The organism is Actinomadura chibensis NBRC 106107 (assembly GCF_001552135.1).
GTDB lineage: Bacteria > Actinomycetota > Actinomycetes > Streptosporangiales > Streptosporangiaceae > Spirillospora > Spirillospora chibensis.
Map to the genome: position 1 here is coordinate 142,468 of NZ_BCQP01000010.1, position 18,755 is coordinate 161,222.

General features: G+C 72.4%; 15 protein-coding genes. 7 read left to right on the forward strand and 8 right to left on the reverse strand.

Annotated features, from left to right (window positions below; translation table 11 throughout):
• Entirely contained in the window at positions 1-1,428 is a 1,428-nt protein-coding gene (locus ACH01S_RS05305) for a glycosyl hydrolase family 28-related protein (protein WP_067885970.1), read from the forward strand.
• Between the two features lie 13 nt (positions 1,429-1,441).
• Here the strand turns inward: ACH01S_RS05305 and ACH01S_RS05310 are convergent, their stop codons facing one another.
• Positions 1,442-2,251 (reverse strand): sugar phosphate isomerase/epimerase family protein, encoded by an 810-nt coding sequence (locus ACH01S_RS05310; RefSeq protein WP_067885971.1) that lies wholly within the window; start codon positions 2,249-2,251, stop codon positions 1,442-1,444.
• A gap of 141 nt (positions 2,252-2,392) precedes the next feature.
• Here ACH01S_RS05310 and ACH01S_RS05315 point away from each other — a divergent pair, with 141 nt between their 5' ends.
• From ACH01S_RS05315 to ACH01S_RS05340, 6 genes are read left to right on the forward strand one after another with little or no spacing between them, the layout of a single operon-like run.
• Complete coding sequence (locus ACH01S_RS05315; protein WP_067885973.1) at positions 2,393-3,709, forward strand: ABC transporter substrate-binding protein; 1,317 nt, start codon at positions 2,393-2,395, stop codon at positions 3,707-3,709.
• Entirely contained in the window at positions 3,709-4,647 is a 939-nt protein-coding gene (locus ACH01S_RS05320; RefSeq protein ID WP_067885975.1) for a carbohydrate ABC transporter permease, read from the forward strand. Before ACH01S_RS05315 ends, ACH01S_RS05320 begins: the two co-directional genes overlap by 1 nt.
• Before the next feature lie 11 nt (positions 4,648-4,658).
• Entirely contained in the window at positions 4,659-5,504 is an 846-nt protein-coding gene (locus tag ACH01S_RS05325; protein WP_083980349.1) for a carbohydrate ABC transporter permease, read from the forward strand.
• Between the two features lie 48 nt (positions 5,505-5,552).
• Complete coding sequence (locus ACH01S_RS05330; protein WP_067885977.1) at positions 5,553-6,659, forward strand: GntR family transcriptional regulator; 1,107 nt, start codon at positions 5,553-5,555, stop codon at positions 6,657-6,659.
• Positions 6,656-7,693, forward strand: coding sequence for a Gfo/Idh/MocA family protein (locus tag ACH01S_RS05335; protein WP_067885978.1), 1,038 nt, complete (start codon positions 6,656-6,658; stop codon positions 7,691-7,693). Before ACH01S_RS05330 ends, ACH01S_RS05335 begins: the two co-directional genes overlap by 4 nt.
• A complete protein-coding gene (locus tag ACH01S_RS05340) occupies positions 7,648-9,093 on the forward strand; it encodes a sulfatase family protein (protein WP_067885979.1) in 1,446 nt (481 codons plus the stop codon). Before ACH01S_RS05335 ends, ACH01S_RS05340 begins: the two co-directional genes overlap by 46 nt.
• Positions 9,094-9,142: 49 nt before the next feature.
• On the opposite strand, the gene ACH01S_RS05345 is transcribed toward ACH01S_RS05340, so the two are convergent.
• The 7 genes from ACH01S_RS05345 to ACH01S_RS05375 all read right to left on the reverse strand — a co-directional run bounded on the left by ACH01S_RS05345 (position 9,143) and on the right by ACH01S_RS05375 (position 18,745).
• Entirely contained in the window at positions 9,143-10,612 is a 1,470-nt protein-coding gene (locus ACH01S_RS05345) for a sulfatase family protein (RefSeq protein ID WP_067885980.1), read from the reverse strand.
• Positions 10,613-10,688: 76 nt separating this feature from the next.
• Positions 10,689-11,840 (reverse strand): ROK family protein, encoded by a 1,152-nt coding sequence (locus tag ACH01S_RS05350; protein ID WP_067885981.1) that lies wholly within the window; start codon positions 11,838-11,840, stop codon positions 10,689-10,691.
• 32 nt (positions 11,841-11,872) lie between these two features.
• Positions 11,873-12,589, reverse strand: a complete 717-nt coding sequence (locus ACH01S_RS05355) for a hypothetical protein (RefSeq protein WP_148344686.1) — start codon at positions 12,587-12,589, stop codon at positions 11,873-11,875.
• Between the two features lie 231 nt (positions 12,590-12,820).
• Positions 12,821-14,953, reverse strand: coding sequence for an MGH1-like glycoside hydrolase domain-containing protein (locus ACH01S_RS05360; RefSeq protein WP_067885983.1), 2,133 nt, complete (start codon positions 14,951-14,953; stop codon positions 12,821-12,823).
• Positions 14,954-14,955: 2 nt separating this feature from the next.
• Complete coding sequence (locus ACH01S_RS05365; protein WP_067885984.1) at positions 14,956-16,971, reverse strand: beta-galactosidase; 2,016 nt, start codon at positions 16,969-16,971, stop codon at positions 14,956-14,958.
• Positions 16,968-17,813, reverse strand: a complete 846-nt coding sequence (locus tag ACH01S_RS05370) for a carbohydrate ABC transporter permease (RefSeq protein WP_218010148.1) — start codon at positions 17,811-17,813, stop codon at positions 16,968-16,970. Before ACH01S_RS05370 ends, ACH01S_RS05365 begins: the two co-directional genes overlap by 4 nt.
• Positions 17,810-18,745 carry a carbohydrate ABC transporter permease gene (locus ACH01S_RS05375; RefSeq protein WP_218010149.1) on the reverse strand — a complete coding sequence of 312 codons (936 nt, stop codon included), beginning with the start codon at positions 18,743-18,745 and terminating at the stop codon, positions 17,810-17,812. The genes ACH01S_RS05370 and ACH01S_RS05375 overlap by 4 nt, the downstream gene beginning before the upstream one ends.
• Positions 18,746-18,755: the final 10 nt, after the last annotated feature.

Below are 18,755 nucleotides of genomic sequence, written 5' to 3' on the forward strand. Positions count from 1 at the left end.
ATGGGGCTGCTCGCCTCTCCCGCCGCGGCCGTGCTGCTGTGCGGCGTCCTCGGCGCCGCCGCTCCGAGCGCCATGGCCGCCCAGCAGCGACCGGCGGCCGCCCTCGACACCTGCTCCGTGCTCGTCAACGCCGTCACCGACGCCGGCGCAAGCGGCGACGGGCAGACCGACGACACTGACGGCATCCAGCGGGCGATCACGATGGCGCACAGCGGCGGGGCGTGCGTCTACCTGCCGGCCGGGATGTACCGCGTCACCCGCGACCTGGACTGGACCAGTCCCGCGTCCATCGTCGGCGATCCCGGATCGGCCGCCGTCCTCTACAGCCCGGACAACAAGGCGCTCGTCGACACCGTCTACCAGAACCGGTGGGACCGGGCCCCGCTGATCGACAATGTCGTGTTCGACGGGTTGCGCATCGAACTCACCGGCCCGTACAAGAGCGGGCTGGTCGTCAAGCGGAGCGTCTTCGTCAACCGAATCGCCCCGGGGGAGACGCCCACCGGCGGGGGCAGCAACGAATTCACCACGGCCCAGGTGGCCGTCAAACTCAACGCTCTGCGGAACCCGCAGGTATCGGATTCGGTCTTCCTGTCCAACCGGCCCGTGGACGGAGGAACCCCCGTTTACACCTACCGGACCGTCAACGCGACGTTCTCCGGCAATCTCATCGGCGCCGACCTTTCTTCCCTGGCGTGGCTGAGCCAATGGCCCGGTTCGCGGTCGTGGACCCAGCCGCCCGCGTCGCGACTGGCTCAGCTCCGCGGGCTCTCCGGACTGCCGAGCGCGCTCGGACACTTCCAACGCGGGGGCGCCTTCCAACTCGACCAGGGCCTCACCGTCGCCGACAACATCGTCAACCGGGATCCCCGCAGCCAGGCCAAGAGCGACCACGCGCTCTACGCGTGGGGCTTCGACCACCTGACCGCCAAGGGCAACTGGCTGCGGGGCTGGCCGCAGGCCGCCTCCGGAGGGCTGAAGGTCCGCAACGGGACCACCGCCACGATCGCGGGCAACTACCTCGACGGCACCGCGATCCTGCTCTACACCTACTCCGCGACGAACGTTCCGCAGCTCTTCCAGGACGTCGTGGTCTGCGGCAACGTCTACGACGTCCGGCACGTGACCCCCGCCGCCGGGCACAGCGGCATCCAGTACTGGCGCAACTTCGCGGGCACCGGCGTGGAGTGGTCGATCGCCGTCTTCGACAACAGGTTCGTCGACCCCGCCGCCGGGCAGCCGGTCCGTCCCGACATCTCCCAGTCCGCGGGCGACCCCGACGCCTTCAGCGCCTACGGGAACGCCTATCCCGACGGTTCTCCGGTACCGGTGGTCGGCATGCGGGCCGCCGCGCCCACCGCCGAGCAGCAGGCCCGGTGCGCGGGAGCCGTCCCGCCCGACCTGCGGGTGCCCGACTACACCGGCTGACGGAGGTTCTCTCCTAAGCCCGGCCCATGAGCCGCGCCAGCCGGTCGCGGGCGGCCGGCAGGAGATCGGGGAGCGGGGCGGCCTCGGGATACCAGGCCGCCTCGTACTCCCAGCTGACCCAGCCGCGGTAGCCGCTCCGCGCGAGCAGCCGGCCGATCTCCCGGAGGGGGAGGACCCCCGTGCCGAGCTGGACGGGGGCGCGGGACGGGGAGGCGTCCTTCACCTGAACGTAGGCCAGCCGGTCGCCGAGCGCGGCGAGCGTGGCCTCCGGCCGTTCGCCCGACAGGTACGGGTGCATCACGTCCCAGATCGCGCCGACGCCGGGACTCGCGGCGATGAGCGCCGCGACGTCCCGGCCGCGCGGGTGGGAGTCGTGCGTCTCGACCAGGATGCGGACATCGTGGGCACGGGCCTCGGCGGCGACCGCGCGGAGCCGCGCCGCCGCCCGCCGGACGGCCCCGCCCCCGGGGAAGGCGGCGCCGCCCCCGGGGAAGACGCGCAGGTGCGCCGCCCCGATGTCGGCGGCCAGCTCCAGATGCCTGCGGACCGCGTCGATCACCGGCGCGTCCGGGCCGGGCGCGGCGATCTTGAGGTAGGACGCCAGGGACAGCGCGGCGACGCCCGCGTCCCGGAACGCCTCCGCCGCCCGCCGCCGCCGGGCGGCGGGCATCGAGACCTCGACGGGTTCGCCCTCCGCGCACCGGAGTTCGAGCCCCGCGTACCCGGTCCGCGCGGCCAGCGCGAGCACCTCGGGGAGCGGCATGCCGGGGACGCCGAGGGTGGCGAAGGCGTAGGCCACCGATGAATCAGCGATCTTTGCCATCGGATTCCTCACCTGCAATCGGCGGGATACGGAGAGTAAAGCCAGCTCAAATAATATTCATCCCTAATTCATCGTGTTGACTGCTAGATGTCCATTCTTTCAAGATACCGGCATCGGTTCCACATCTAGGAGTGATGTCCGATGTACGGATCTCTCCCCCAGCGGCTGAGTCACCGCGTCGCCGGCGGCGCCCTCGCCGTGGCCCTGGCCCTCGGTCTCGCGGCGTGCTCCGGCGCCGAGGACGGGGATTCGAAGTCCCTCGTCTACTGGTCGATGTGGAAGCAGGGTGAGCCGCAGGCCAAGGTCCTGTCCGCCGCGATCGACTCCTTCACCGAGGAGACCGGCGTCAAGGTCAAGGTCGAGTGGAAGGGACGCGAGGTCGCCAAGCAGCTCGCGCCCACGCTCAACACCCGGAACGTTCCAGCCGACCTCATCGACTCGGCGGACCGGTTCGTCAAGTCCACGTTCGTCGCCACCGGGCAGGGGCTGGACCTCGGCCCGGTCTACCGGCGGCCGGTGCCCGGCGAGGCGGGCAAGACCGTCGGGGACGTCGTCGACCCCCGGTACCGCCGGTACGCCACCGAGAACGGCAAGACCTGGCTGGTGCCGTACGAGGTGCTGGCCACCCAGGTCTGGTACGACGGCAAGGCGCTCAAGGACGTAGCCGCCGCGCCGCCGCGCACCTGGGACGCCTTCGTCGCGCTGCTGGACAAGCGCAAGGCCGCGCGCGGCGGCGGGCCGCTGGCCCTCGACGGCGACGTCGCCGACTACCCGGCCTACTGGACCTACCAGGCGGTGCTCGCCGACCTCGGCCCGGGCGCGTTCGCGGCGGCCGCGACCGACCGGACCGGCGCGAAGATGGACGCCCCGGCGTTCCTGGCCGCCGTCCAGAAGATCGAGCGACTGGTCAAGGGCGGCTACTTCGCGTCCGGCTACAACGGCAGCAAGTTCCCGGCCATGCAGCAGAAATGGGCCACCGGCGGCGCCGACTTCCTGCTGATGGGCAACTGGGCGCCGCGCGAGACGCTGACCTCGGCGAGCGAGGACTTCGAGTACCGGTCCTTCCCGTTCCCGGCCGGGGCGGCCGGGAAGCAGGTCCAGTCGGTCTCGCTGATCGGGTTCGGCATCCCGCGGAACGCCGAGCACGCCGAGTCGGCCCAGAAGTTCATCGCCTACTTCATGAACAAGCAGCGGCTGGCGAAGATCTCGACGGACGCGCACAACCTCACCTCGCGCGCCGACATCCCCGTGCCGACCGTGCAGGCGGACGTGAAGAAGGCACTGGACGAGACCGAGACCGTGCCCGACCTCGACGGCGTGAAGATGAACCAGTCCGGCTGGTACACCAAGGTCTTCCAGCCGATCAACACGGAACTCGTCACCGGGAAGATCTCCGCGGCGCGGTTCGTCGCCAAGCTCAAGGGCGCGACGGTCGACTACTGGAAGCTCAACGGCTGATGGCCACCACCGCCGTCCGCGAGGCCCGGCCCGCGCCCGCGGGCGCGGCCGCCCGGGCCACCCCGCTCGACCGCCGCCGCAGGCGCCTGTTCTGGCCGTTCGTCGCGCCCGCGCTGCTGCTGTACGTGGCGTTCTACATCGTGCCGACGCTGGTGACCGCGTGGATCAGCCTCAACACCTGGGCGGGCGCGGGACCGATGACGTTCGCCGGGGTCGACAACTACCGGCGGCTGATGCTGGACCCGGTCTTCCACGACGCCTTCACCAACACGCTGACCATCCTGTTCGTCGTCGGCGGCGCGACCTTCGGGCTGAGCTTCGTGATGACGATCATCCTGCGGGACATGGCCGGGCGGAAGTCGGTCCGGGCGATCATCTTCTTCCCGAACATCGTCTCCGGGATCGTGCTGTCCATCCTGTGGGGGTTCCTCTTCCAGGCCGACGGCGTGGTCAACACGGCGCTGCGCGGCGGCGGCCTCTCCCACCCGCCGAACTGGCTGGGCGCGCACCTGTTCACCGTCATCATGATCGGTCTGGTGTGGGCGCAGACGGGGTTCTTCACCACGATCCTCATGGCGGCGGTCGACCGCATCCCGAAGGAGCTGTACGAGGTCTGCGACCTGGAGGGCGCCTCGGCGCTCCAGCGGTTCCGCTACGTCACGCTCCCGCTGATGTGGGACGTGGTCGGCGTGTGCGCGGTGCTGTGGAGCATCCACGCGATCAAGCTCTTCGAGTTCATCTACGCCTTCGCCGGCGCGGCCGGGCAGCTCCCGCCGACCAACGTGTGGAACACCGCCGTCTACGCCTACGCCGAGGCGTTCAGCGGCGTGCCCCGGTACGGCTCCGCCGCCGCGACCGGCATGGTCATGCTCGCCCTCGTGGGCGTCCTGGTGGTGCTGCTGCGCCGCCTGTTCCGCCGCGAGCGCGTCCAGTACTGAGAGGAGTGCGCGTGCCTTCGACCCGTGGCGCACCACGGCCGGCCAAGCACCTCGGCGCGGCGTTCGCCTGGCTGTTCGCCCTGTTCAGCGTGGCCGTCGCCGTCTGGATGGTGCTGAATTCGCTGAAGTCCACCAAGGCGGTCTTCAGCGACCCCTGGGGAGTGCCGACCCACCCGCGGTGGGACAACTACTCGCGCGCCTGGCACGCCAGCGACTTCGGCGTCGCCACCCTCAACACGGTGATGGTCGTGTGCGGGACGGCCGTGGCGACGATCGCGCTGGCCGCGCCCGCCGCCTACGCGCTCAGCCGGCTCCTGAACAGGTGGAGCGGGGGGCTGACCGTGTTCTTCGCCCTCGGGCTCGGGATTCCGGCGCAGGTGATGATCCTCCCGCTGTACGTGATGATGAACCGGCTGTATCTGGTGGACAGCCTGACCGGGCTGTGGATCCTGTACGTCGCGACGTCCATGCCGTTCACCGTCTTCTTCCTCACCGGATTCTTCGGGTCGCTGCCGAAGGAACTGGAGGAGGCCGCGGCGATCGACGGCGCCTCGCCGAACCGCACGTTCTGGCAGATCATGCTGCCGCTCGCGCGCAGCGGCGTCGTCACCGCGCTGATCCTCAACATCATCCAGCACTGGGGCGAGACGCTGTTCGCGCTGATCTTCCTGCAGAGCGAGCACAAGGCCACCCTGTCGATCGCACTGCTCGGATTCCTGCAGCGCATGCAGTACAACGGCGCCGACTGGGGCGGGCTGTTCGCCGGAGTCTGCACCGTGGTGCTGCCGCTCCTCGTCTGCTACGTCTGGCTCGGTCGGCGGATCATCGAAGGCATGACGCTCGGGTCGCTGAAATGAGGTCCCAGCCGAAATGAGGTCCGAGCCGAGATGAGCGCGGAGAAGGAAATGAGCGCAGAGAACACGGCGTCGGGAAGGGAACTGAAGTTCCGCAGGATGGCGCGGCAGTTGCGCACCGAGATCCGCTCCGGCGCGTGGGTCGCGGGCGCGAAACTGCCGACCGAGCAGGAACTCGCCCGGCTCCACAACGTCAGCCTCACCACCGTCCGCCGCGCGTTGGAGGACCTCGCCGAGGAGGGGCTGGTCGTCCGGCGCCAGGGCGCGGGCACCTTCGTGGCGGGGCAGCAGCCCCCGGTCCGCGGGGACGGCTCGGTGGTCGGGGTGATCGTCCCGGACACGACGCTGTACTACCCGAAGGTCCTGAAGGGCATCGAGGAGACGCTCGCGGCGGCGGGGGCGCGGCTGATGCTGGCGTGCGCGCACTACAACCCGTCCGAGGAGGAGACGGCGCTGCAGCGGATGCTGGACTCCGGCGTGCACGGCCTGCTGGTCGTCCCCACCCTCGTCGGGTCGCCCGACCCGGCGGCGACGGTCCGCCGGTTGGCCGCGCTGCCGGTGCCGACGGTGCTGATCGAACGGGGGCTGGACGACGGCGACGACGAGGCCGACCACGTCCGCACCGACCACCGCGCGGGCGGGTACTCCGCGGTGCGCCACCTCGCCGCGCTCGGGCACACCCGAATCGCGCTGCTCACCCGGTCGGAGAACCCGACCCACGGGCCCGTCACCCGCGGTTTCCAGGACGCGATGGCCGACCCGCGGCTGACCGCGGTCACGCCGTTCTCCGCGCCGATGCGCGCGTGGAACCCGCAGGTCGCCGACGACAACGTGCGGCGCCTCGCCGAGGAGGGCGCCACCGCCGTGGTGTGCTTCGGCGACAAGGAGGCGCTGTTCGTGGTCTCCGCCGCGCGGCGCCTGGGACTCGCCGTCCCCGGCGACCTCGCGATCGTCGCCTACGACGACGAGATAGCGGAGATGGCGGAGATCCCCCTCACCGCGGTGTCCCCGCCCAAGCGGGCGCTCGGCCGCCGCGCGGCCGAACTCGTCCTGCAGCGCATGCGCGAACCCGACCTGCCGGTGCACCAGATCCGGCTGCGTCCGGGAATCGTCGTCCGCCAGTCCTGCGGCGCCGCCCTGAAGGAGAACCGTTCGTGACAGAACTCCGTTTGGGGCTGGTCGGGGCGGGCGCCGTCGGGGCTTTGCACGTGGAGGCCGCGCAGCGCGTGCCCGGCGTCCGGGTGGCCTCGGTCTGCGACCTGGACCCGGTCGCGGCGCGGCGGCTGGCGGCGCCGCTGGACGCGCGGGCCTACACCGACCACCGGGACCTGATCGCCTCCGGCGGCGTCGACGCCGTGCTGGTCAACACCCCGCACGCGGTGCACACCGCCATCGTGTGCGACGCCGCCGCCGCGGGACTGCACGTCCTGGTCGAAAAGCCCATGGCCACGTCGCTGGCCGACTGCGACGCGATGATCGCCGCCTGCGCCGAGGCGCGGGTGCGGCTGGCCGTCGGCCACGTCCAGCGCTTCCTCCCCGACAAGGCGGCGGCCAAGGCCGCGCTGGACGCGGGGGAGATCGGCGAACCGGTGCTGGTCTCCGACCGCCGCGGCTCGGACTACCGCGCAGGCTCCCGCCCCTCCTGGTTCCTGGACCCGCGTGTCGCGGGCGGCGGGGTCTTCATCAACATCGGCGCCCACTGCGTGGACCGGCTGCTGTGGCTGACGGGCCGCCGGGTCGAGCAGGTCGACGGCAGGCTGAAGAACACTCCGATCGAGACCGACGTCCTGGTGCGGCTGGACCTCACCGGCGGGCTGACCGCGCACATCGCGGTCACGAGCACGGGACCGGCGGCGCCGCACGACGAGATGACCGTCGTCGGGGAGACCGGCACGCTGAGCATCTCGCCGCACACCGGCACGGCCCTCCACAAGGACGGCACGACGGCCTGGCTGCACCGGCCGGGACCCGAGGACATCCCGGCGGCCTTCGCCGCCCAGCTCGCCGACTTCGCCGCCGCCGTGGCCGAGGACCGGGAGCCCGCGGTCGGCGGCCCGCACGGGCGGCGCGTCCTCGAGATCATCCTCGCGACGTACTCCTCCGCCCGGCGGCGCGGACCCGTCCAGGTATCCGGAAGGAGGCCCCCTTGGCCAGCCGCGACCCATCCCGCCCCAACGTCCTGCTCATCCTGAGCGACGACCAGGGCCCCTGGGCGCTGGGCTGCGCGGGCAACGACGAGGTCCGCACGCCGCACCTCGACGCGCTGGCCGCGTCCGGCGTCCGGCTGGCGCGGTTCTTCTGCGTCTCGCCCGTGTGCTCCCCGGCCCGCGCCTCGCTGTTCACCGGGGAGATCCCGTCGCAGCACGGCGTGCACGACTGGATCAGCCGCCGGCACACCGGCCGCGACGGCCGGGACTTCGTGGCCGGACGGCGGCTGTTCACCGACGATCTGCACGAGGCCGGCTACCGGCTCGGCATGATCGGCAAGTGGCACCTCGGGGCCAACGACCGTCCGCGGCCGGGGTTCACGCGGTGGCTGGCGCATGAGAGCGGCGGCGGGCCGTACCGCGGCGCCGTGCTCTACGACCAGGGCGAGCGCGTCCAGGCGTCCGGATACCTGACCGACGTGCTCACCGCGCAGGCCCGCGCGTTCCTGGCGGACGAGGCGGGCAGAGAGGAACCCTTCTACCTCTCGCTGCACTACACCGCGCCGCACAAACCATGGAAAGGGCACCATCCGCGACGGTTCGAGGCGCTGTACGACGACTGCGCCTTCGACTCCTGCCCGCAGGGGCCGCCGCATCCGTGGCAGCCGGTGGACCGGGACGGGACGCCGGTCGGCGGCGAGCCCGACGCGCGCGCCGCGCTGGTCGGCTACTTCGCCGCGGTCTCGGCCATGGACGAGGGCATCGGCCAGGTGATGGCGACCCTGTCGGAACTGGGCCTGACCGGCTCCACATTGGTCTTCTTCAGCAGCGACAACGGATTCAACTGCGGGCACCACGGCATCTGGGGAAAGGGCAACGGCACGTTCCCGCAGAACATGTACGACAGTTCCGTGATGGTCCCGGCGATCGTCAGCCAGCCGGGGCGCGTCCCCGGCGGCCGGGTGAGCGAGGCGCTCCTGTCCGCCTACGACGTCCGCCCGACTCTGCTGGAGCTTCTCGGCCTGCCCGCCGACGCCGACGCCGGCCACCGTCCCGGCCGGTCGTTCACCGACGTCCTCGCCGGATCGGAGGCGGCCGGCCGGTCACCCGTGGTCGTCTACGACGAGTACGGTCCCGTGCGGATGATCAGGACGGACGCCTGGAAGTACGTCCACCGGTATCCGCACGGCCCGCACGAGCTCTACGACCTGGCGGCCGATCCCGGCGAGGCGCGGAACCTGATCGGCGAGCCGGAGGCGGCCGGGATCCGCGTGGAACTGGCCCGGCGGCTGGACGCCTGGTTCAGCCGGTACGTGATCCCCGGCGTCGACGGCAGCCGCCTGCCCGTCAACGGGAACGGGCAGCTGGCGCCGGTCCGCCCGGGAACCGGCCTGGACGCCTTCGAACCGCCGTCCGATCCCGTGCGCGGGAGCGACACGACGTGACCGGGCGGACCGGCCCGCCGCCCGGCCGTCCGCGGCGCCGCGCGGCGGCTCAGCCGACCTCGTCCGCGACGCCGTCCACGTCGGGCGCGCGGCCCGCGCCGATGTCGGACATGTAGCTCATCCAGGAGTAGGCCGGGTCGCCCCGGCGCAGCAGCTCCCGGTAGAGCCGGACGGTCATGTCCCGGCGCACGGACGCGTACGCCGGGACCGCGTAGAGGTTGCGCAGCTCGTGCGGGTCGGCCTCCAGGTCGTACAGCTCGTTGACGCTCTCCGGGTTGAACACCAGCTTGTGCCGGCGGTCCCGGATCATCCGCTGCGAGTACGGGAAGTGGTGGCCGTGGAACTCGGCCACCACCTCCGGACGCGGGTCGTCCGCGCCGCCGACGAGCGGCAGGAGGCTCCGCCCGTCGCACGGGTCGCCCGGCGGCAGCCCGGCGAGGTCCAGGATCGTCGCGTGCAGGTCGATCAGCGTCGCGAACTCGTCCACCACCCGGGGCGGCGCGCCCGGCACCCGGACGAGCCCGGGAATGCGGTAGATGTCCTCGTACATCGCCGGGCCCTTGTCGTTGAGGCGGTGGGCGCCGGTGAACTCGCCGTGGTCGGCGGTGAACACCACCGCGGTCTCGTCCCAGAGGCCGTGCTCGCGCAGCCGGTCCAGGATCCGCCCGGCCTGCTGGTCGATCATCGTGACGTAGCCCCAGTAGACCGCGATGAGCTTGCGCCAGGCGTCGGCGCCGAAATGGTCGGCCGACCAGTACTCGGCGTACCGGCGCTGGACGTCGGGCTTGCCGGCGAAGGTCTCGGCCATCGACGGCGGCAGCGGCACGTCCGCCGGGTCGTACAGGTCGTAGTAGGCGTCGGGCAGGAGGTAGGGCAGATGCGGGCCGTACCAGCTGCACGTCAGCGCGAAACGGCGGCCCTCGGCTGCGTACCGGTCGAGCAGCTCGATCGTCCGGTCGGCGAGGAACGCCTCGACGGTGGCCTCGGCGGGTTGCTCCAGCCGTCCGGCGATCAGGTGCCCGCGTCCCGAGCCGTTCGGCGCCGTGCCGAAGACGGCGTCCCGCACCTTGAACGGCGGATGCCCGTTCTCTTTGAGCCACCCCTGGTAGGACGGGTGGTGGAACGGGTTCAGCGCGCCGGGCAGGTGCTCGCCGTCCATGCCGTAGTACTCCGGGCCGCGCTCGCGGCCGATGTGCCACTTGCCGACGTACCCCACGTTGTAACCGGCGTTGAGCAGGGGTTCGGCGAGGTTGGGGAAGCCGTCGTCGATCTCGTCCTTGGCGCCGCCGTTGCGTTCGGGGTTGTTCAGCAGGCCGTGCCGGAACGGGTAGGTGCCGGTGAACAGCGACGCACGGGCCGGTGTGCAGATCGCGGTCGGCGTGTAGAGCCGGTCGAACCTGGCGCCCTCCGCCGCGATCCCGTCCAGCGCCGGTGTCCGGGCCACGGGGTTGCCGTAGCAGCCCAGCGTGTCGACCCGGTGCTGGTCGGTCATGAGGAACAGGACGTTGCGAGGGGGCATGACGCTCTCCGTTCATTAATTCCTGAGGGTTGACGGAAATCGGGGACCCTTTGTGCGGTGCGCCGAAGCGGGCAGGTCAGCGGAGCCGAGGCGGGGGCATCGCGTCCCGGTCGGTCAGCACCAGCGCGATGGCGCCCATCGCCGCGGCGGCGGGCCCGAGATCCGCCGGGACGACGTCCACCGCCCGCCGCGTGCCGGGCAGCGCGAGTTCGGAGATCGCCGACCTGATCGGGTCGAGGACCAGACCGCCGAGCAGGGCGAGGTCGCCGCCCACGACGACGCGCTCCGGGTCCAATTGGACGACGGCGCCCGCCAGCACCGTGCCCAGCGTGCGGGCGGCCTCGACGACGACGTCCGTGACGGCCGGCACGCGGGACCGCGCCGCGTCCAGCAGGTCGTCCGTCCCGGTCAGCCGGACGCCCCTCGCCGCGATCGCGTCCAGCAGGGCCGGGACGCCGATCCGCCCCTCCAGGCAGCCGCGCCCGCCGCAGTGGCAGCGCGGCCCCGCCGGGTCGACCGACACGTGGCCGAGTTCGCCGGACGCGCCGTGCGCCCCGCGCAGCAGCCGCCCGCCGGCGACGAAGCCGCCGCCGACGCCCACCGACCAGCGCGCGTACACGAGGTCCCCGGCCGAGCGGGCCGCGCCCCAGACCCGTTCGGCGAGCGCGGCGAGCCTGGCGTTGTTGTCGGCCTCGACCCGCACGCCGAAGGCGGCCTCCAGGCGCTCGACGGCGCGGCGCCGGCGGCCGGGCGCGTCCAGCACGCCGACCAGCCCGACGCCGACCGCCTCCAGGGCGGCCAGCCCGACGCCCTTGTCCTCGCACGTCTTGCGGAGGAGCGCGATGGCGAGATCGGCCCGCTCGTCCTCGTCCGCGTCGGCCGTGTCGTCCGACGCGGCGGCGACGATCTCGCGCGCCACGTTGGCGACCGCCACCCGGACCCGGCGGCGCCCGAGGTCGATCCCGACGAGCAGCCCGGCGTCCGGGTTGAGCGACACCAGCGTCGGCGGCCTCCCGCGCTGCCGCGGCCCGTACTCCGCGGGCCCCGACTCGACCACGACGCGGCGCTCCATCAGGTCGGAGATGATCGCGAAGAGCGTCGTCCGGGAGAGCCCGGTGTCGCGCATCAGCCGCGCCCGGCTCCGCGGCCCCTCCGCCCGCAGCACGGCGAGCACCGCCTCTTCGTGCGTCCGCCGCAACCGCCGCAGCGCGTCAGCCCGCTCCTCCATGCCGGAAGCATGAGCCGCCCGGACGATTAATGTCAATGCTCCGGACGAAACCAGGGGTCGTCCCCGAAGGCCCCGGCGAGTCGCTCGCGGACGGTGTCCCGGACCTCCGCCCTGGCAAGGCGGACGATCGGCTCCCAGCAGTGCTGTCTGACCGCCGCGTGGCGCGAGGCGTCCGGACACATCAGCACCGCGATGACCCGGATGGGCCAGAGGAGCCGTTGCACGTCTCCGGCCGCCAGCAACGTCGCGAGGCTCCCGGCACCCGACGCCGCGACGACGCTCGCGAGCACATACCGCCAGGACCACTGGACCGCGGATCCGATCGCGCCCGCGTCGCGCAGCGCGTCGGGCAGGGCCTGCTCATCCCGCTGCTGGAGAATATCCTCCAACCTGCGAAAGATCCGGCCCCGGATCTGTTCGTACTCCGCGAGCGTGCGCGCCATCTGCGCGAGCAATTCGCACCAGAAATGCGTTCGCCGGGCCCATTGCTGAAACTCGTCCATGAGTCGCGGGCCGAGATGTTCGGCGACCCGGCGCAGGACCAATCCTTGCGCCGGTTCGTCCGGGGCGTCCTCGAATGACAGCGCCTGCGCCGTCCTCGCGCAATCGAGGAGCCCGCGGTCACGATGCAACCAGTGGACGACATCCGCCTTCGCGCAGCCGATCGCCGCCTGGCGGCGGCTGAGCCCCGCCGCCTTCGCGTCCTTCGAGGCCCAGTCGCTTTCTCGCTCCTTCACATGCGCCAGCACGTCCTCAAGAGACCCGTCCGCAATTCTGAACGCCCCCTGGCAGCCGTGCCTCGCGCCGCCGCATGTGCATACACAACCGGGGAGTCTGGCCTCCGCGCAGCTCCGGTTGTGGGTCATGCGCTCCTCCGGAATTTCGGCAGGAGAACGCATCATCCAAGCCAGTGAGCGCGTATGTAAATCCTCGGTCGGTAAGACATGCCTGCATCTCGCGCGGCCCGTCTGGGCTGCCGGTCAGGTGAGGGCCAGGAGGAGGGCCGCGGACCAACTGAAGTTGGTCGAGTTCAGCGGCGCGCCCGTCAGCGGATTGTAGTTCTCCATGATCGGGCCGTCGCCGAGCAGACCGGACGCCGAGTCGAGCAGGCGGTCGGCGAGTGCGGTGGCGTCGTCCTCGTAGCCGTACCTTTGCAGGCCCTTCAGGGAGAAGTACGCCTGATCGAGCCAGACGGGTCCGCGCCAGTATTTCTCCGGTGCGAAGAAGGGCGAACTCGCCGACACGGTCGGGAACGGCGTGCGGGTCGCGAATTCCTCCGGGGCGGTCAGCGTGGCGCGGACGGCGGCCGCCTGCGACCGGGTCGCGACGCCCGCCCACAGCGGGATCGCGCCCTCGATGCCCCGGCCCCGGCCGGTGAGGCGGCGTCCTGAGGCCAGGTCGGTGTCGTAGAAGAAGCCGGTCGCCGGGTCGTACATCGTCCGCTGGACGGCGGCGGCCAGTTCGCGCGCTCGCGCGGACAGGCGGCCGGACGCCGCGCGGTCGCCCAGGCGCTCCGCGATCGCCGCCAGGTACCCCTTCTCGGCGGCGAGGTAGGAATTGAGGTCGACCGACTCCTGGGTCAGCGAGTAGCCGACGACGCGTCCGGCGGTGTCGCGGTTCTCCACGACCGCGGCGCCGAGCGCGGCGTCGAACCGAGGGGCGTTGTCCATGCCGCTCTCCCACGCGGCGGCCTGGCGGCGGGCCTCCGGGCCGTCGTTGGCGGGGTCGACGGTCGCGCCGTACTCGGCCAGGCTGTCGCCGTCGTGGTCCCTGTTGCGGTACCACCAGCCGTGGTACGCGACGAGCTTCGGATACATCTCCCGCAGGAACCGGACGTCCCCGGTTCGCCGGTACACCTCCCATACCGCCCAGGCGGCCAGCGGCGGCTTGCTGTTGCGCTCGTTCCAGTTGCCGCCGCCGCGCGAGGGGTCGTTGTAGAAGACGACGTCCGGGACCATGCCCGCGTCCTGCGGCCGGGTCGGCGAGTCCGGCGCGACCTGGTGGTCGAACATCGACCTGATCTGCGCCTCGGCGAGCGCGGGGTCGAAGGCGGCGACGCCGACCGCCTGCTTCCAGGTGTCCCAGGCCCACAGCCCGCCGGCGAACCACTTGTAGGAGATGGACGGGGTGATGCCGTCGTGCCCGAGCCGCCCCGCGGGGCCGCGCCAGTTGGTGACGAGGGTCTCGAGCGCCTTGACCGCGAGGCGCCGGCGGTCCGCGGGCACGCCCTGGGTGACGGCGGCGACGTAGCGGCGCCAGCGCGCGTCCGTCCTGCGGATGGCCGCGCCCGGCCGTCGCAGGAGGTCGCGGACGACCGGGGCCTCGCGCCGGCGTTCCGCGGCGGTGAAGGTGTAGGTCTCGGTCCAGGTGAGGTCGGACGAACGGCGCGGCGCCACGATGAGCGGGCGTGCCGAGTCGGTCTGGTAGGAGTCGCCGGTGACGGTCGTCCGGACGGGCCCGTCGTGCGCGACCTCGAACCGCTCGGTGCCGTCGGTGAGGTAGTCCCACACCTCGCGGACGCGCGCGAAGCCGACGGCGACGCCGCGCGGAGTGGCCCGCAGGGACGGCGCGCTCCTCATCGGCTCGCCGTCCGGACGCAGCAGCGACCCGCTCCAGCCGACCTGGAGCGTCCGGGGGCGGTCCCCGGTGTTGGCGACGGAGGCGCGCACGAGCGCCGTCCGCCCGGACGCGAACCGCAGCTCCAGCGTGAGCCGCAGGCCGGGCAGCTCATAGGTCTGCCGCAGCCGCCCCGGCAGCGCGGTGAACCGCGCGCCGCGCAACTCGATGTCGCGGCCGTCCTCGCGCAGGCGGACGCGGCTGAACGCCTGGCTGAGCCACCACGGGTACTCCTGCGCGATGTAGAGCGGTCCGGAGAACCCGCCGTAGGCGTGCGTGTCGCCCGGTCGCGGCAGCGCGTAGGCGTGCCACGCGCCGCGGTCGGCGAACACGTTGACCTCGTTGACCTCAGCGGGCAGCGCCCGGGTGGGGACGCCGTGCAGGTCGAGCACGTCCGCGTACCCGCCGGGACCGGGGTCGGCCGGCGCGGGGGCGGCGGTGAGCAGCAGGGCTGAGCCGAGCCCCAGCCCGGCCAGCGCGCGCGGTGGTCGTCGCATGATCACCTCTCGGGGTGGTCGTGGCGGGCGGTTCTGAGCACCGCCGCCCCGAGCGGGGCCAGCCGCAGCGCGCCCCGCACGGCGGCGCCGCTCAGCAGGTCGACGCCGTCCGGGACCGGCGCTTCCGCCTCGTCGGCGCGGTGGTTGAGCAGGAAGAGGTAGGAGGCGCCGGGCCCGTCGCGGCGGGTGGCCTCGACCCCGGCCGGGACGTCCAGCACCGGGCGGACGCCCGCGTCGGCGAAGGCCTCCTCCAGTACGAGGCCGACGCGCTCGCCCAGGTGGCAGCCGACGTACCAGGCCCGCCCGGCGCCGTGGGCGTTGCGGGTGACCGCCGGACGACCGGCGAGCGGCCCACCGCCGTAGACGGCGGCGGGCTCGGCGGCGCGCGCTTCCAGCAGTTCGCTCCAGAGCGTCGCCGGGACGACGCGGGACCCGAACGCCACGTCCACGGAAGCGCCGTCGGGGACCGGCCAGTACTCGTCGACGACGACGCCGAGCGCGTCCCGCAGCGGCGCGAGGCCCCCGCCCGGGTGCACGTGGTCGTGCTCGTCGACCACGCCGCTGAAGAATCCGCAGACGAGCCGTCCTCCGCCCGCGACGTACGAGGTGAGCCACGCGGCGGTCGCGTCGCTCGCCAGGTACAGGTTGGGGAGCAGGACGAGCCGGTACCGCCCGAGGTCGGCGCCCGGGCGGACGAAGTCGACGGCCACGTTGCGCGCGTGCGCGGCCCCGTACCACGACAGCACGAGCTCCTTGAGCCTGAGCCGGGACGACGGATGCTCGTCCAGCTCCAGCGCCCACCAGGAGTCCCAGTCCAGGACGACCGCGACGTCGGCGGCGAGCCGGGCCCCCGCGACCTCGGCCAGCCGGGCGAGGTCGCGGCCGAGGGCGACGGTGCGCGCCCACTGCGGCGACCCCGTCCCGCGGTGGGGGAGCAGCGCGCTGTGGAACTTCTCCGCACCGGCCCGCGACGCCCGCCACTGGAAGTGCAGGACGCCGTCGGCGCCGCGCGCCACCGCCTGCAGGGACCACAGCCGCGACAGCGCGGGCGGCTTCGGGACGTTGACCGGGCGCCAGCTCACCGCCGACGGCGCCTGCTCCATCAGCAGCCAGGGCCGCCCGCCCTTCAGGGAGCGCATCAGGTCGTAGGCCATCGCGGCGCCGACGTGCGCCGCCGGGTCGGCGGGGTCGGGGTAGGCGTCGTCGGACACGACGTCTTCGCGCGCCGCCCAGGCCCAGTAGTCCAGCGGCTTGAACATCGACATGAAGTTGGTCGTGACCGGGATGCCTCCGCCGGCCTCGTCGAGGACCGCCTTCTCGGCCAGGTAGCAGGCGAGCAGCGCGGCGGAGCAGAATCGCCGCCAGTCGAGCGACTGGGTCGGGTTGAGGGGTCCGGGCGCGGTGCGCGGCGGTTCGATCTCGTCCCACCGGCCGTAGCGCTGGGACCAGGACTCGGTGGCCCAGGCGCGGTTCAACGCGGCGAGGTCGCCGTACCTCTCTCTCAGCCAGCCGCGGAAGTCGGCGGCCGACTCGGCGCAGAAGCACTCCGCCACGTGGTCGCCGTACTCGTTGTGGACGTGCCACAGCACGACCGCCGGATGGTCCCGGTAGCGCTCGGCGATCCTGCGCGCCAGCCGCGCCGCCGCGGCCCGGTAGACGGGCGAGGACGGGCAGTAGTGCTGGCGCGAGCCGAACTCCAGGCGGACCCCGTCCGCGGTCACCGGCAGCGTCTCGGGGTGGGCGCGCACCAGCCAGGCGGGCGGCGAGGCGGTCGCGGTGGCGAGGTCGGCGGCGATCCCGTGCGCGTCGAGCAGGTCCAGCAGCCGGTCGAGCCAGCCGAAGTCGAAGGCGTCCGGCCCCGGTTGCAGCCGCGCCCAGGAGAACACCCCGACGGTGACCAGGTTGACCCCGGCCTCCTTCATCAGCCTGACGTCGTCCGCCCAGACGTCCTCGGGCCACTGCTCGGGGTTGTAGTCGCCGCCGTACAGCAGCCCCGGCACCCGCGTGAGTCCGTTCATCCCTTGACGGCACCTCCGAGCAGCCCGGAGACGAACTGCTTCTGGAAGAGGAAGAAGACGAGCATGAGCGGCAGCGTCGCGAGGAACGAGCCGAGGACCAGTCCGGCGTAGTCGACGTGGCTCTGCCCGATCAGGGTGTACAGCGCGACCGGGGCGGTGTACTTCTCCTCGGTGTTGAGCACGAGCAGCGGCCACAGGAACGCGTTCCACTGCGTCATGAACGTGAAGACGACGAGCGCGCCGAACTGCGGCCGGACCCCCGGCAGCACGATGCGGTAGAAGACCCGCAGGTCGCCGGCGCCGTCCAGGCGCGCCGACTCGATCAGTTCGTCCGGGAAGCCGAGGAACGCCTGCCGCATCAGGAAGACGCCGAACGAGTTGGCGAGGAACGGCAGGATCACCGCCTGGTAGGAGTCGATCCAGCCCAGGCTCGCCATCATCTGGAACAGCGGGACGAGCAGCACCTGGAACGGGATCATCATCGTCGCCAGCACCGCGCCGAGCAGCAGGCGCCGCCCGCGGAACCGGTACTTCGCGAGCGCGTACCCGCACATCGCGGAGATGAGCGAGCTGAGCGCGGTGTAGACGACGGCGATCGCGACGCTGTTCAGCATCACCCGGCCGAAACCGATGGACTCCTGAAGGTCCGCGAGGTTGTGCGCGATCCGGCCGCCCGGGACGAGCGGCGGCGGCGAGGCGAACAGGTCGGAGTCGTCGGAGGTGGCGGCCACCGCCATCCAGTAGAACGGCGCCGCGCTGATCACCGCGCCGATCACGAGCAGCGCGGCGGCGACGCCCCGGCCGAAGCGGCGGGGGCCCGGCCGTCTGATCGCTCGGTTCACCGGGTCGCGTCCTTCCCGAGGAGGCGGAACTGCGCGTAGGAGACCAGCCCGATGATCACGACGATCGCCCAGGCGATGGCGGCGGCGTAGCCGAAGTCGAGCTGCTCGAAGCCGACCTTGTAGAGGTAGAGGACGGGCGTCATCGTCGCGTCGCCGGGCCCGCCGCCGGTCAGCACGTAGTTCTCGTCGAAGAGCTGAAGCGTTCCGATCGTCGAGGTCACCGCGCAGAACAGGATGACGGGGCGCAGCTGCGGCAGGATCACCCGCGTGAACGCGGTGACCGGCCCGGCGCCGTCGATGGCCGCCGCCTCGTACTGCTCCCGGCCGATCGCCTGCAGCCCGGCCAGCAGGATCACGGCGTTGTAGCCCGTCCACCGCCAGGTGATCGAGCCGATCAGGGCCAGCCGCGCCCAGCCGGGGCTGTTCAGCCAGTCGGCCTCTGGCAGGCCCGCCGCGCCGAGCAGCTGGTTGACCATGCCGCCGTCGGTCTTCAGCAGGACGCGGAACACGACGGAGTAGGCGACGAGCGTCGTGACGGCGGGCAGGAAGTAGGCGATCCGGAGCGTCGCGCGGAACCGCAGCCACGACTGGTTCAGCCCGTGGGCGAGCGCCAGCGCCAGCACGATCATGGTCGGGACCTGCACGAGGAGGATCAGCCCGGCGTTGCGGAGCGAGGCCCAGAAGACCGGGTCGTCCAGCATCCGCCGGTACTGCGCCAGGCCCACCCAGGTCGTCGTCCCGTCGCGGTCGGCGGTGAAGCTCTGGTAGAGCCCGGCCAGCAGCGGATAGGCGAAGAAGAACCCGAACAGGACCGTCGCCGGGCCCGCGAAGACCCAGGGCGTGCAGCGGCGCCACCACCGGCGCGTGCCCGCGGGACGGGGACCGTCCGGCACGGCGGGCGGTGCGCTCTCGGCCGTCGTCGCGTTCGCCACGTCGAGGACC